Source organism: Shimia gijangensis (genome assembly GCF_900142085.1).
Taxonomy (GTDB): domain Bacteria; phylum Pseudomonadota; class Alphaproteobacteria; order Rhodobacterales; family Rhodobacteraceae; genus Shimia; species Shimia gijangensis.
On record NZ_FQZQ01000005.1, the window covers coordinates 22,782 to 35,895 of the forward strand.

Sequence of the window (13,114 nt, forward strand, 5' to 3'; positions counted from 1 at the left end):
CAAATAATTTTAAGTCGAAAATGATGTGAAAATAGGCAAAAATGCGCGATCCAAGACACGATGTACTCTTTGAACCCATAAAGATTGGTCCAGTAGAAACCAAAAACCGATTTTATCAGGTCCCCCATTGCACCGGAATGGGCTGGCGACGACCACAAACACTGGCGGCAATGCGGGGTGTGAAGGCCGAAGGAGGCTGGGGGGTGGTCAACACTGAGTTCTGTTCGATCCACCCGACGTCCGACAACGACTATTACCCTTATGCGGCTTTGTGGGATCAGGATGACATCCGTGCCAACCGGCTCATGACCGATGCGGTACATGAACATGACGCACTGGCCGGGGTGGAACTGTGGATCGGCGGCGGGATGGTCGCGAACCTCGGCACCCGCCTGCCTGCTTACGGGCTGCGCAATCGGCCTCAGACGGACAGCAGCGTTTTAAATCCATTTCAGGCGCGCAAGGTCGACAAGCAGGATATCCGCGATATCCGTCGCTGGCACCGGGATGCTGCTTTGCGGGCGGGCGAGGCGGGTTTTGACATTGTCTATGTCTATGCCACCCACGGCTATCTGATTTCCGAGTTTCTTGACCCGACAATCAACACCCGCACAGACGAATACGGCGGCTCGCTGGAAAACCGGGTTCGGATCGTTCGTGAGTTGATCGAAGAAACCCGCGAAGCAGTCGGTCATAAGGCGGCAGTGGCCACCCGGTTCAGTGTGGCGTTGAATGACCCCGAAACCTTCGATGCCTTTGGTTTGCTGGCTGATCTGCCCGACCTCTGGGATTTGACAGTTCCGGACTATGGCGTTGAAATGGGGGCCAGCCGGTTCGTCAAAGAAGCCTCCTTCGTGGACAGCATCGCTGCAGCAAAGTCACTGACGTCCAAACCGGTTGTGGCCGTTGGCCGGTTCACCTCGCCCGACACAATGGCGCGGGTGATCAAAGATGGATCGCAAGATCTGATCGGCGCGGCACGACCGTCGATTGCTGATCCATTTTTGCCCAAGAAAATTGAAGAAGGTCGTTCAGAAGACATCCGCGAATGTATTGGTTGCAACGTGTGTTATGCCCATGACTCTCTCGGTGTACCGATCCGGTGCACTCAAAACCCGACCATGGGCGAAGAATGGAAACTGGGCTGGCATCCGGATCGCGCGGGCACCAGTCCGCGCAAAGACGAAACTGTTCTGGTTGTTGGCGCTGGTCCGGCAGGCCTTGAGGCAGCGCGGGTACTGGGAGAACGGGGGCACAACGTTATGCTGGCCGAAGCAACCCGCGATCTTGGCGGACGGGTCAGCCGCGAAAGCCGCCTGCCTGGTATGGCCGAACTGGCCCGTGTTCGTGATTGGCGCGTCGGCCAGATTGAAAAATTGGACAACATCGAAATCTTCCGCGAAAGCCGCATGACACCACAGGACGTGCTGGAATTGGGTGTCGATCACGTGGTGCTGGCCACCGGGTCCACGTGGTCGACCGATACCGTTGGGCGTCATTCGGACACCGGACTTCGGCACGAGGCACCGGACATGGTTCTGGGTGCAGAAACCGTGTTGGACGGGGATCCCTTCGACGCCAATCATGTGGTGATTTACGATGACGATCACTATTACCTCGGATCAGTCATGGCGCTGGAGTTACGTAGGAAAGGTCATCAAGTGACTTTGGTCACCCCTGCCGGACGCCCCTGTGACTGGGGGCAATACACCACCGAAGTTTACAGTTCGAACGCGGCCCTGATTGAAGCGGGTGTTAAGATTGTGACCAACAAAACCATTGTGGCCGCCAACCCGGGCAGTGCCCGCCTGTCTTGTATGTTCTCAGAACAGGAAAGCGATCTGGCCTGCGATGTCATTGTGCCTTTGACTCGCCGGTTGCCCGTGTCTGATCTCTATGACGGGTTGATGGCTATCGAAGACAGGGTAAAGGCTGTGGGCATTCAGTCGGTAACGCGCATCGGAGACGCCGAAGCCCCCGGCATTGTCGCCGCAGCTGTGCACAGCGGTTACCGTGTGGCAATGGACTTGGGTGAGGATGTTGATATCGCGAAAAAATATGGCCGGCGCGAACACACTGTCTAAATTGTTGAGAGCGAGGCATTGCTGTCTGAGCATGCCCCTCGTGAACCAAAAAGAAGCCCCCTTGCGACATCGCGAGGGGGCTTCTTTGTTTGTTATGCTGCGTTCAAATTGTCTTGAACTTCCTGAAGCGCGTCTTCGAGAATGTCGAACATCTCGTCAATTTGTTCGATGGTGATGATCAAAGGTGGCGAGAATACCGCCATGTTGATCAGCGGACGGACCAGAAGGCCGCGTGCTTCGCAGGCTTCGTCGATCTGGCTGCCCAGTTTTTTCTCGGCCTCGAGATCTTCCGCCTTACCTTCGATACAGCCCAAAAGACCCATACCGCGTGCATCGCCGACAATCTTGAATTTCATCAGATCGCGCAGCCGCTTCTGGAAATGCGGCGTGACAGCGCGCACGTGTTCCAGAACGCCTTCATTCTCAAAGATTTCGATGTTTTTCAGAGCAGCCGCACAGCTCACAGGATGCGCCGAATATGTGTATCCATTGGTAAAACTGGACGGCTCATCGCTGTCGCTCATCATTTCCATAACGCGGTCTGAGACGATACAGGCGCCAAGCGGCAGGTAGCCCGAGGTCAGGCCCTTGGCGCTGGTGATGAAATCAGGCTGGATGTCAAAAAGCTCTTCCGAGGCAAACCAGTAACCCAGACGGCCGAAACCGGTCACAACTTCGTCCGAGATGTAGAAAATGTCATTGGCGCGACAAATCTCGAGCGTGCGTTTGTGATACCCCGGGGCCGGAACAATAACCCCTCCTGATGACAGGATCGGTTCGGCGATGAAGGCACCAATCTTGTCAGCACCAATTTCGGCAATGGCCTTTTCAAGATCGGCAACTTTTTCGTCGCAGAACTCTTCAACGCTTTGGCCTTCAGCGCGGCGATATGGGTTCACATCTGGCAGGAAGTGCACAAGACGCGTTTCAAAATCAAAGTGGCTTTTGTCGCGTTCTTTGCCGGTCACCGAATGGGCCAGATAGGTCGATCCGTGATAGCCCTTTTCGCGCGCGATAATCATCTTCTTTTCGGGCAGGCCGCGGCGGTTGTTGCAGTACTGCATAGTGCGTAGCGCTGTATCCACTGCGGTCGAGCCACCTGTGGTAAAGAACACATTGTTCAGATCACCCGGCGCCATATCGGCGATTTTCTTGGCAAGAATTGCCGACGGTTCCGTGGCCGAAGTAAAAGGCGACGTATAGGGCAGCTTCATCACCTGATCATAGATCGCTTCGGCCATATCTTTGCGGCCATAGCCAATTTGCGTGCACCACATACCGCCCGGTCCATCGATAAACCGTTTGCCCGTGCTGTCGTACATATAAATGCCTTCGGCGGTGTCCACGAGCATATTGTCATAGCCACGCCACGCATCCATCGCATGCCAGGGGTGGATTTGGTGCATCCGGTCCCACTCGATCAGGGTCTCGTTGCTCGGGGTGTTAGAGCCCGCTACTTTGGTCATCTCAGTCATGTCCTGTTCTCCTATGTATCAGAATGGGTTCGGCGGAGTTGCCCGCGACCGTGCATTCTGGAAAAATGGTTTGTCGACAAAGGTCAGAGGTACAATGCGCTTGTCCCATTGCCCTTCTTCGCTTACGTAAATCTCGACCCAAAGGTCATCCGTGATTGCCTTGCCGTACGGCGCTTTTAACTCGGCCAGTGCGATGTTTTGCTTCATTGTCGGCGACCAGATTCCCGACGTGACATGGCCGACTTCTCTCTTTTTCCGATGATAGATCAACGATCCGTCGGCCGGCTTAAAGCCTCCAATATCAATCTTGGCCAGATGATAGCGAACACCGTCCTGTTGTTGCTTCAACAAGGCACGACGGCCATTGAAATGGCCCTTTTCAAAGTGCACCAGTTTATCAAAACCCAGTTCCAGGGGGCTTCGCCCACGATTTAGGCGCATCGCTGCGTGCACCGGCTGGAAATCCACCCCAGCGGCAATGAACCCGGCCTCAATTCTCACCATGTTCAGCGCCTCGGCACCAATGGCGCGCAGGCCCCAATGCCCCCCGGCGGCCCACAAGCGATCCCACAATGCGCCAATGTCATTCCATGCGGTCCAAAGCTCGTAGCCAAGATCACCAGTAAAGCCCGTGCGTGACACCCAAAGACCGGGCTCAATCTCGCGCAAATCAAACGGCTTCATGTCCTCAACCGCATCAAGGCCCGCGTCCTTGAGCAAAGAAAAGGTGGTCGGTCCCTGAAGCGAAACACCCGCAACAGTATGAGAGTCATCAATGATTTCAGCGTCAAAGCCCCAGGCCGTATCCAAAAGCCAGCTGTACATTGTTTCCTGACAACACAGCATGAATTCGGTTTCCGAGTAACGGAACACGGTGCCATCATCGATCAGCATGCCCTCTTCATCACACCACATCGCATAGCCCACACGACCATCACGCAACTTGGACACATCCCGCGTAACAAGCCGGTTCACAACCTTCAGCGCATCTGGCCCTTTGATGCGATATTTGTGCATTGGGCAAATATCAAACAGCGTCGACTGGTTGCGGATCGCAAAGTATTCAAACTCAACCGTATCCAGCACCAATGGCGAAATGAAACCCGCCCAGTTTGCCCAGCTTTTGGCTGTGCTGATCGCTTCCATGCGATCATAAAGTGGCGTTGGAATGACGCCGATCGGCACGGCCTGTTTTGTTGCAGCCTTGGTCATGACAGCACCCCGTCTTTCAAAAGTTGCATTGCACTGTTGCGCCCCGGGACGCCGGTGACATCGCCACCCGGATGGGCAGCCGCGCCACAAAGGTAAAGTCCGCCTACGGCAAAGCGATAGTGCGCAAGGCCATTCACCGGGCGCACCGTCAAAATCTGGTCCACACCCATTTCAGCATGATGCCAATGGCCTCCGGGGGCGCCAGTCAGATCTTCGATGTCCGAAGGTGTCAGCAGTTGTGCTTCTTCGATCGTGCTGCTCAGCCCCGGCATATGCGCCTCTAGCTGCGCGACAACTGTATCGATGACTTGCTGACGATTGGCATCGTTCCATCCGCCGGTCGGCGTGTGTGGGACGTGTTGAATAACCGCCGACAGGATATGCCGCCCGCCCGAGGCCAGCTCGGGATCGCTTAGCGTTGGGATCACAGCTTCGACCACAGGCGCGGTGGGAAGTTCATTGTATTTTACCGGATTGAACGAACGTTCGACAGTCTCGGCTGACGGCGCGATCAACAATCGGCCTGCCATTTGCGCGGCACTCAGACCTTCGATCTGCGGCGCAGATTTCAAAACGAGGTTCAGTTTGGCAACCGTGCCTTTGCAGCGCATGTTCTTGATGCGCCGCGCTGCTTCGACGTCAAAATGCTCAATGCCCGCCATCTTCATGGTCGCCATGGGGGCTGCCGAGGACAGAACCGCACGGGTTGCAATCTCGGTGCCGTCTTCCAGCACAATGCCGGTGACCTTGTCGGCCTCGACATTTACGCGGGCTACTCCGCTACCAGTGCGCAGATCGCACCCGGCCTTGGTTGCCGCGGCTTCAAATGCACGGGCAACAGCGCCCATGCCGCCCTTGGGCATACGCACTTCGCCGCCCGTTCCCAAGCGATACATCAGATTGAACACGGTGCCCGGCGACCGTGGCCCCACATAGTTGCCACGCACCGCATCGGCGCAGATCATCCCAGCCAGCGGTCCGTCCGGCATTTCATCCAGAACCAGATCGTAAACATTGGTCAGGACCACACGCAAGAATTCACGCATGTCCTTTTTGCCCATCATTTTGACGTTCAGGCCCAGCTTGGCCAATCCGGCCAATTCACCCAAAGCGGCCATCGACGTTAGGCCACCATCCAGCTTGGGAGGCGATTTGGTCGACAATTGCCCCAACAACCCGGCGAATTTTCGCAGCTGCGCGGTTTGCTTGGCATAAGCATTGACGTCGGGGTGCGTGGTACCATCGGCAAAGCGCACCATAGCGCCTTCAACCACAACGTGGTTACCGTCCGCAGACAAAGATGTGGTTGGCAAAGGCGATCCCTTCAGCAGATCACCAAGACCCAGTTCTTTAGCCACTTTTGGGTTCAGATTGTGCAACAGATGCGCGATTTGCGGGGCCGAGACACCCTCGCCCATAGCAACGTTACGCGCCATGCCACCCATTGCGTCCGATTTCTCGATCACACAGACCGATTTGCCCTTTTTCGCAAGCGTTGCCGCGGCAGCGAGGCCATTGTGACCGCCACCGATCACCACGACGTCATATGTTGATGAATTTGTCATGATCGCCCCCCTTATTCGTTATGGCTGGGCATTGCGCTGCCCTTGCCAATGTTGCGCAGAATTTCACGGGCTGCGTTTGCGCCCGGAGCCGCCATCACACCGCCGCCCGGGTGCGCCGAGGATCCAACCAGATACATGCCGTCAATCGGCGTGTCGTATTGTGCGTAGCCCGGTACCGGACGGTTGAACAACAACTGGTCAAAGGTCAGCTCACCCTGGAAGATGTTGCCTTCGGTCAGACCAACTTCGTTTTCGATATCCCAAGGGGTCCGAATTTCCGCATGCAGCATTTTTTCGCGGATATCGGGCATTGCCACTTCGATCTTATCCAGAACGCAATCGGCAAATTGCTTGCGGGTGTCATCGTTCCAGTTTTCACCGGAGCGCACCCCGTTCACCTCAAGATCATAAGGCGCATATTGTACAAACACCGTCATCATATGTTTGCCTGGAGGCGCCAGCGTCGGGTCAATCTGGCTGGGGATCAGCATATCGAAATATGGATCCTTGGACCAATGGCCGTCTTTCCAATCATCGTAGGCCCGCTCGAGTTCATTGAGCGAGGTGGAGCAATGCATGTCTCCACGCAAGAAAGACGCGCCTTCTGGTGCTGCCGGGAACTCTGGCAGAGCATCCAGAGCGATGTTCAACTTGCCAGAGGAGCCGCGAATTTTGAAGCGTTTGACCGCCTTTGTGAAATCCTCGGGCAGGTGTTTTTCTTCGGTGTGGTTCAGGAACGTGCGCTTTACATCCATGTTCGAAGCCACAATGGGCGCCTCGTAGGTGTCGCCATTATCCAGCGCGACGCCGGTGACTTTACCGTCTTTCACAAGGAACTGTTCTACACCGGATCCGGTGACGATGGTGCCTCCTGCCTCTTCGAAACAGGCGCCCAACGCGTTTGAAATCGCCCCCATGCCGCCGCGCGCAAACCCCCACGCGCCAATCGCGCCATCAACGTCACCCATATAGTGATGCAACAGAACATAGGCTGTGCCGGGCGAATAGACACCAAGTCCGGTGCCGATGATCCCAGCCCCGGCAATATGCGCCTTGATGAGGTCACTTTCGAAATGTTCGTCCAGAAAATCGCCAATCGACATCGTCCAGAACCGTAGCGTCTCGCCAAGTTCTTTGGCGCCAAGGCCGTGGGCTTTTTTCACAAGGAACAGCAATTCGTTGATGTCTCGCGGCTTCAACGAGGCCGGATCAGGTGCGTTGCGCAGAAGGAACGGGCGGATAAACCGACATTGCCGGATGACGGTTTGGCTAAAACGCTCATAGGCATCCACATCTGCCGGGCTGTGGCGGGCCATTTCGCGACGCACCGCGTCATGATCCGAATAAGAGGCAAAATAGTCGCCATCCGGTGTAAAGGACGCCCCGCCTTCGTAAGGAATGACCTGCAGGCCAAAGCGCGGCAGTTCCAGATCCCGCACAATCTCGCGACGCAGCAACGAACAGACATACGAGCAGTTCGAATAGGTCCAGCCATCATGCAAAGACCGGCTGACAGCGGCCCCGCCGATCCAGTCGTTCTTTTCGACCACCGCTACTTTTAACCCGGCTTTCGCCAGATAGCAGGCTGTGGTCAGACCGTTGTGGCCCGCCCCCGCAATAATCGCATCGTATTTGTCGTGTTGGCCCATGAGTCTCTCCTGTTGGGTTAAACTGTACGAGAAGTCCGACTGGGGGTAAATATATTTTTTTGAGCGCTTAAACAAATTTTTTTCCGGGGCTGACAGACTGATGAATTTGTGAAAGAAACAGCTAAGCAAATAATGTGAGTCTGGAATGAACGACCAAACGCCTACGGGTAAAAAACCCCGCAAGGAACGCAAAGAAAATGCTGACAAACGTCGTCGGCAATTGCTTGACGCCGCATTGCGGTCAATAATTCAGAACGGACTGGCGAAAACCACTCTTGCCACTGTGGCAACCGAAGCGGGCCTATCTCAGGGGGTTGCGGTTTTCTATTACAAATCCAAGAACGGCCTTTTGACTGCTGCCCTTGAAGATATTTACCAAAAGTACGAAGACTTCTGGCGCGCCGCACTGGAAAAAGCCGGAGATGATCCCAAAACGCAACTTTTGGCGTTGGTGAACGCAGATTTTGACGAAACGGTCTGTAATCGTGAAACATTATCGGTTTGGTTCTCTTTTTGGGGCGAACAGAAGTTTACGCCCCAATACGCAGATATCACCCAGCACTTTGACCACAATCGGGTCGATGCAATCGAACTGATTTGCAAACGTCTTTTTGCCGTCAACCGGCAGGATCAGGCGCGCGAGCTTGCTGGTTGGATTGACACACTGACGGATGGCTATTGGCAACGGATGTATCTATTTCCGGATACCTGCAATCGCGAAACGGCTATTCAGGAGACCCTGAGTTTTCTCGGGCATATCCTGCCAGAGCATTTTGCACCCGAAACGCTGTGATTGACTTAAACAGCGGCCGAAATCAGACCCGCCAGTTCCTGAGAAATCTCTAGGAATCTGGATTTTTCACGCAAATAGAGCGACACTTTGCGGGTCTCATTCAGGCCCTGAATAGGTCGAAAAATTAGCTGATCCGGGACAAACCCCACCACGGTTTTAGGCAGAATCGTCACCCAGTCACGGTGCCGCACCATCGCAATGAGCGATAAAGTGTTGTGCACCGTGATTCTGGCCCCACCTAATACGGTATGAAGCCGATTCAATTCTATCTCTTCGCACAGCGCGTTCCGAATAAATCCAGCGTCCCGTACATCATCCAAAGTTGGATCATTCGGTTGTTTGGCCAAGGGGTGATCTGCCGCACATACCAGCCCAAAGGGATCTTCAAACAAGGTGAGTTCGCGCATCCCATTCAGCGCGCGTTGCCCCGACGCGATGCCAATATCGGCCTGCCCCTGTGCCAACGCATCGATCACTTGCTGAGAATCAGTGTCGCGCAATTCAATCTGCAATCCAGGATGGCGTGCGGACATTTCTGCCACCACTGGCGGAAATACCTTGGCCGCCACAGACGGCACCGACACAATCCGCACCAGTCCGTGTGGTGCGATGGCAGAAGATTCAATCGACTGAACGGTCCCGTCAAACTGACGAAGTTGTTTGTTCGCCAAGTCAAACACCTGCTCCCCCAAAGGGGAAAGCCGGTTTTTACGTTCTGTTTCGAACAGCTTTTTACCCAGATGATCCTCAAGCTGTTTGAGCGTCATCGACACCGCTGACGGGGTCCGCCCCAATCGGTTGGCTGCTTCAGCCAGATTGCCCGTCTCAGCCACAGTGCAAAAACTGCGCAGCATTTCAATTTTTATGGCCATATTTCAATTTTCCTGAAACTTCCTTCAGAAATTTAAGTTTGACCCGGAACTCATCGTATGTCCATCTTTGCTTGGGTTTATCCTGAGGGGAGCGTTCAGAGATGCTGATAGACGGTTTGCAATATGCCAACTGGTCCGAAAAAATATTTCGCCAGATGCGCGAAGGCAATGTGGACGCTGTGCATGTCACCATCTCTTACCACGAAAATTTCCGTGAAACGGTGTTGAACTTTGAACGCTGGAACCGTTGGTTTGAACAATACCCCGACCTGATCATGAAGGGCCAGTGGGCCAGCGATATCGATCTTGCGCGCGAAACAGGACGCACGGCCATTTTCTTTGGGTTTCAAAACCCCAGCCCTATTGAAGATGACATTGGGCTTGTCGAGATCCTGCACAGTTTGGGCGCACGATTCATGCAGCTAACCTACAACAACCAATCGCTTTTGGCGACCGGATGTTACGAGGCCGAAGACAGCGGCATCACCCGTATGGGTCGGCAAGTGATCCGCGAGATGAACCGCGTCGGGCTTGTGGTCGACATGAGCCATTCTGCGGATCGTTCAACCATAGACGCCGCAGAAATCAGCCAAAGACCTATCGCCATCACCCACGCAAACCCCTTTGACTGGTCCCCTGCCTTGCGCAACAAAAAGGACGATGTGATCCGCGCCGTGACGAGCAATGGAGGCATGTTCGGGTTTTCCGTCTACCCACATCACCTCAAGGACAAGACAGATTGCACAATCACCAGCTTTTGCGAGATGATCGCGCGTACGGCAGATCTTTATGGTGTGTCTCACCTGGGGATTGGTACAGACCTGTGTCAGGATCAACCCGACAGCATCGTTGAATGGATGCGCGTTGGACGATGGACCAAAGAGATTGACTATGGCGAAGGTTCAGCCGCAGCGCCAGGTTTCCCGGATATGCCTTCTTGGTTCCGCGACAATCGGGATTTTGGAAATATTGCCAAGGGCCTGAGTGATGTGGGTATGAACACTGACGAAATTGCCGCAATCATGGGAGGCAATTGGTATCGCTTTTTTGCCGACAACTTCGGACCCGAGGCATAATGGCATGAAAACACTTTCCCGCACACTGGAAGCGCGCAATTTTCAGCGAGGTTTGATCTGATGGAGCACCCGACAACCACCATTCCACGCCGCCCGCCAGCGCAGGTCATGCGTCTGAGCCGCCTGGGGTCAATGCATCAGTGTCGCCTCAGTTTCATGCGCACATTGACCAGACGGATGGCGGCAGAAAACTGGCAGTTCTACCGGCATGCGTTTGAAATCAATGCCGCTGGTGAGGGCCATGCAGTCTATGTGGCGCAAGGCCCTGAGCGGGCTTATTCCTTGGTTGCCTTTGCCCACGACTTGCCAGCAGACAAGAGATCAGACCGGGTGATCGCGGAAGCCTGGGACGCAACATTTACGCTGTTCGACGGTGTTCCAACCACGCAGGACGTTGAACGACTACGGCAAAACATCCCCCTCCAAGAAGCAGGCCGGGTCAGCGACAGTGAGATTTCAGTGTCGCGCGCCAATCGCTCTGTGCGGCTATGGTCCCATATGGTCGATGCGCTGGCCGCTGGCCAGCAACCGGATCCCGAACAAATCGCGAGCGTGGGATACCTGATGCGCACCACAGCCGTTTATGGCTCCGGCAAACTCGGAGCTGCGGATCGCGAAAAGATAGCGGATCGCCCTGAAATGCAGGGTCCTTTTCAGGCAGAAATGCTCTCGGTGTTTCTGACACGTTGGTTTGTGCGCGATTTGGTGCAGCATATGGCGTTTCAAAAAGGTGGCGATGCAACAGTGACATTGCATCCAGAAATGGCGCGGCGCCTTGGGATCGGGAATTCCACCGGGCTTGGCATGGCGCCCTACATCGTGAACCACCCTGTATTGTTCAATAATTGGGTCATGGCTCGGGAAGAAGCCATCGCTCGAGTGCGGTCTCTGGAAACGGTGCAAAACTCAGAAATCACTGCATTCCTTGACGTCCTGCGGCGCACCGAAACACTGGTTGCGGCCAGTCGTTCACAGCACCCAATCCAAATTGGCAAACTGCAAAACCTGAAGAAGGACCTTGTGCAGCTAAAATCCTTTTTGACACAACACGCCGGAACACGGGATTATCCATGGGACAGGTTGATTGTCTGGTCTGAGAAGTCCTTAAGCGAAGAAGGTCAGGAACTGATCGCATCGCTGATCCTTGAACCCTATCCAGACCTTGTCGACGGATTGGCGGATTGTATGTCTGACAGCAATCGCGACGCGTTTTGCATTGATGGCTCAATGCGCATTTCGACGGTGCAAGACCTCCTAAAGGATAGTTTTGGCTGGGCATTGGACATCGATTGGGCCGCGCGCGAAAACTGTGCGCGGGCCTGGTATGTGTCCGAAGAAAAGCTTGAGCCTCGTTTGGGCGAACGATTTGAAGAACCGATCACCGATTACGAACAACCTCTTGCTCCGGCGCGGGATGCGGCCAAGGCATATGAAACGCTGAAGGCTTACGACAGCGATAAAACCGTTGCGGAATTTCTGCTGACCCACCCCGAGCACCGCCACACCGTGCGTCGTGCCCAAATGAGCCGCATCGCCCCATACGGCGAAATCCATGACAATACGATCAGCGACAAGGTGCTGCCAATTGATATGCTGCGCGCCAAACTCGCGTTTTTCGGGGCCACGCACTTTGATCCCCGATCTGATCGCTGGGTGCGTATCGCGATGTATTCCGGCGCGCCCTACCCTGACGAGCTAACCCCAGACAATGCTGATTTCTGGGTCTATCCGGAGGTGACAGCATGACCTTTGCAATGAACGAAGTCGAAGCCACCGCCAAACGTGCCACCCGCGGCGCAGGGTACGTGTGGGGATTGGCAGAGGAAGCCGCAAAAGCCACGCGCTGGTTGTGCGTACATGGGTTCGACGGCGCCTCTGAGCTCGCCGCAACCCTAAACCGGGGCATGGCGAAAACCGCAGCGGATCATACCCCCGTTGATCCGATGACAGATTGGCAGGCCAGTGATGTTCTTTGCCCTCTCACCAGCGGAGCTTCTCTTTCCGATTTCGCGAGCCGCCTGAAGGACGCGCCCTTGGTACTGCGCAATGTCGCAAGCCCGGCAATGCTCTTGCCATTTGCAGCCATGGCCGCACGCCAGCTGGATGGCGCCCTGACCCTGAAGACCGACGGGTTTACGGCCACTTTTGATCCTCAGGGTTTTGGCTGTGATGGCGCCTGCCCGGAGGTTGCCAGCATGGTCTCCATCCAGACAGGAGGGTCAGTCTCGCAACCCACTGCTCTGCTTGACCGAGCCAGCCCCTCGCCCGCCGCGTGGGCGACACTCAATGCCTATGCGCACAAAACCTTTGCTCCGGCCACCGAAGAATCGCGTCGCCTTGGCGCGGGTGGCGCTGAGCTGACTGACAACGACTAATCCAAGGACCGTA

10 protein-coding genes are annotated in these 13,114 nt (G+C 55.1%); 5 read left to right on the forward strand and 5 right to left on the reverse strand.

From position 1 onward, the window contains the following. Positions 1 to 41 precede the first annotated feature (41 nt). On the forward strand, positions 42 to 2,084 hold the full coding sequence (locus tag BUC32_RS05775; protein ID WP_073250557.1) for an oxidoreductase: 2,043 nt from the start codon (positions 42 to 44) through the stop codon (positions 2,082 to 2,084). 92 nt (positions 2,085 to 2,176) lie between these two features. Here the strand turns inward: BUC32_RS05775 and BUC32_RS05780 are convergent, their stop codons facing one another. The 4 genes from BUC32_RS05780 to BUC32_RS05795 are packed head-to-tail and all read right to left on the reverse strand — an operon-like array spanning position 2,177 to position 7,985. After that, on the reverse strand, positions 2,177 to 3,550 hold the full coding sequence (locus BUC32_RS05780) for an aminotransferase (protein ID WP_073250888.1): 1,374 nt from the start codon (positions 3,548 to 3,550) through the stop codon (positions 2,177 to 2,179). A 27-nt stretch (positions 3,551 to 3,577) separates the two neighbouring features. Beyond that, complete coding sequence (locus tag BUC32_RS05785) at positions 3,578 to 4,771, reverse strand: aminomethyltransferase family protein (RefSeq protein WP_073250558.1); 1,194 nt, start codon at positions 4,769 to 4,771, stop codon at positions 3,578 to 3,580. Continuing rightward, positions 4,768 to 6,336, reverse strand: coding sequence for a phytoene desaturase family protein (locus BUC32_RS05790; RefSeq protein ID WP_073250560.1), 1,569 nt, complete (start codon positions 6,334 to 6,336; stop codon positions 4,768 to 4,770). The genes BUC32_RS05785 and BUC32_RS05790 overlap by 4 nt, the downstream gene beginning before the upstream one ends. Before the next feature lie 11 nt (positions 6,337 to 6,347). Next, the gene (locus BUC32_RS05795) at positions 6,348 to 7,985 is read right to left on the reverse strand and encodes a phytoene desaturase family protein (RefSeq protein WP_073250562.1); all 1,638 of its coding nucleotides are present in this window, start codon (positions 7,983 to 7,985) and stop codon (positions 6,348 to 6,350) included. Between the two features lie 145 nt (positions 7,986 to 8,130). Between BUC32_RS05795 and BUC32_RS05800 the strand changes: the two genes are divergently transcribed. Further along, entirely contained in the window at positions 8,131 to 8,778 is a 648-nt protein-coding gene (locus BUC32_RS05800) for a TetR family transcriptional regulator C-terminal domain-containing protein (protein WP_073250564.1), read from the forward strand. A 5-nt stretch (positions 8,779 to 8,783) separates the two neighbouring features. Here the strand turns inward: BUC32_RS05800 and BUC32_RS05805 are convergent, their stop codons facing one another. Beyond that, positions 8,784 to 9,650 (reverse strand): LysR family transcriptional regulator, encoded by an 867-nt coding sequence (locus BUC32_RS05805; protein ID WP_073250566.1) that lies wholly within the window; start codon positions 9,648 to 9,650, stop codon positions 8,784 to 8,786. 101 nt (positions 9,651 to 9,751) lie between these two features. Here BUC32_RS05805 and BUC32_RS05810 point away from each other — a divergent pair, with 101 nt between their 5' ends. From BUC32_RS05810 to BUC32_RS05820, 3 genes are read left to right on the forward strand one after another with little or no spacing between them, the layout of a single operon-like run. Next, entirely contained in the window at positions 9,752 to 10,726 is a 975-nt protein-coding gene (locus BUC32_RS05810) for a membrane dipeptidase (protein ID WP_073250568.1), read from the forward strand. 60 nt (positions 10,727 to 10,786) lie between these two features. After that, the gene (locus tag BUC32_RS05815; protein ID WP_073250570.1) at positions 10,787 to 12,472 is read left to right on the forward strand and encodes a hypothetical protein; all 1,686 of its coding nucleotides are present in this window, start codon (positions 10,787 to 10,789) and stop codon (positions 12,470 to 12,472) included. After that, positions 12,469 to 13,101 (forward strand): DUF3726 domain-containing protein, encoded by a 633-nt coding sequence (locus tag BUC32_RS05820; RefSeq protein ID WP_073250572.1) that lies wholly within the window; start codon positions 12,469 to 12,471, stop codon positions 13,099 to 13,101. The genes BUC32_RS05815 and BUC32_RS05820 overlap by 4 nt, the downstream gene beginning before the upstream one ends. The last annotated feature ends 13 nt before the right edge of the window (positions 13,102 to 13,114 follow it).

Bases quoted from the DNA above. Each gene is read 5' to 3' on its own strand.
- BUC32_RS05775 (WP_073250557.1), top strand. From the start codon at position 42: ATGCGCGATCCAAGACACGATGTACTCTTTGAACCCATAAAGATTGGT.
- BUC32_RS05780 (WP_073250888.1), bottom strand. From the start codon at position 3,550: ATGACCAAAGTAGCGGGCTCTAACACCCCGAGCAACGAGACCCTGATC.
- BUC32_RS05785 (WP_073250558.1), bottom strand. From the start codon at position 4,771: ATGACCAAGGCTGCAACAAAACAGGCCGTGCCGATCGGCGTCATTCCA.
- BUC32_RS05790 (WP_073250560.1), bottom strand. From the start codon at position 6,336: ATGACAAATTCATCAACATATGACGTCGTGGTGATCGGTGGCGGTCAC.
- BUC32_RS05795 (WP_073250562.1), bottom strand. From the start codon at position 7,985: ATGGGCCAACACGACAAATACGATGCGATTATTGCGGGGGCGGGCCAC.
- BUC32_RS05800 (WP_073250564.1), top strand. From the start codon at position 8,131: ATGAACGACCAAACGCCTACGGGTAAAAAACCCCGCAAGGAACGCAAA.
- BUC32_RS05805 (WP_073250566.1), bottom strand. From the start codon at position 9,650: ATGGCCATAAAAATTGAAATGCTGCGCAGTTTTTGCACTGTGGCTGAG.
- BUC32_RS05810 (WP_073250568.1), top strand. From the start codon at position 9,752: ATGCTGATAGACGGTTTGCAATATGCCAACTGGTCCGAAAAAATATTT.
- BUC32_RS05815 (WP_073250570.1), top strand. From the start codon at position 10,787: ATGGAGCACCCGACAACCACCATTCCACGCCGCCCGCCAGCGCAGGTC.
- BUC32_RS05820 (WP_073250572.1), top strand. From the start codon at position 12,469: ATGACCTTTGCAATGAACGAAGTCGAAGCCACCGCCAAACGTGCCACC.